This window comes from Oleiphilus sp. HI0066 (genome assembly GCF_001635725.1).
This window is the reverse complement of the sequence record NZ_LWFH01001596.1, coordinates 1-877: the sequence shown is the minus strand read 5'-3', so window position 1 is coordinate 877 and position 877 is coordinate 1. Positions and strand designations below refer to the sequence as shown.

The 877-nt window shown below is 49.7% G+C and carries 1 protein-coding gene; it reads left to right on the top strand.

What is annotated here, in order from left to right; all coding sequences use genetic code 11:
• Positions 1–19 precede the first annotated feature (19 nt).
• On the top strand, positions 20–877 hold an 858-nt coding region (locus A3738_RS30165; protein WP_068763931.1), incomplete at its 3' end, for an NAD(P)-binding protein.

Here is an 877-nt window from a genome sequence, read left to right as displayed (position 1 = left end):
CTTAAATTTCGGATTAACTATGGATCAAAAAACATCCCCTTTTTCTCAACGCTGGGACTTTGCCGTTATTGGCGCTGGAATGGCAGGGGCTTTTATCGCAGGACGACTACAGGCTGAAGGCAAGTCAGTATTGATTATTGATAAAGCGCGAGGATCTGGGGGGAGGGTTTCCTCCAAACGTTTGAAGGCGGGCGAGATCGCTTTTGGCGTCGACTTAGGGTGTCAGTTTTTTGAAGTGAGCCACTCTTATTTTGAGGCCTATCTTTCTTCGAGGGAAGATGTCGTGATTGAATCTAGCAGGGCGATTGTTCGCGGACGTAATTCTTTGCTTACCCGTGGAGCGCTGGGCAGCGCGTCAACCTTGTTCGGAGCGCGAGTGCTCAGCGCAAGCCGGAACGAAAATCTTTGGACTGTCGAATTAGACGTAGCTTCTGAAAACAAAACACTTGAGGCCGACCATCTCATTTTGGCTACGCCGCCGATTCAAGCGNCGGAGATATTGGGGCGCGACCACCGGCTTTATTCATCAATGTCTGAGTCGCGTCACCACGCGCAGTGGGTCTCTGTTTTTGCGTTTGATAAGCGTGTTCTTGATGCTGAGACAGTAAAGATGCTAGAGAAAATTGGGTCAATCCAAAGTGACGTCATAGGGCTGGTGTCGGTTGAATCGCGTAAGCCAGATCGGAATATTGATGCTAGCCTGTTGGTTATGACGCTACACAGCTCTGAGTCATGGGCGGCTCGGAATCTCAATGTCAGTGCTTCAGATGTCGAAACGGTATTGCTAGAATCCTTGGCCGATGTCGTGGATCTGGACTCAGTTGTTTTGCGCAATGCTCTAGGAAAGGCGCATGTTCATCGATGGTTGTATGCTCGT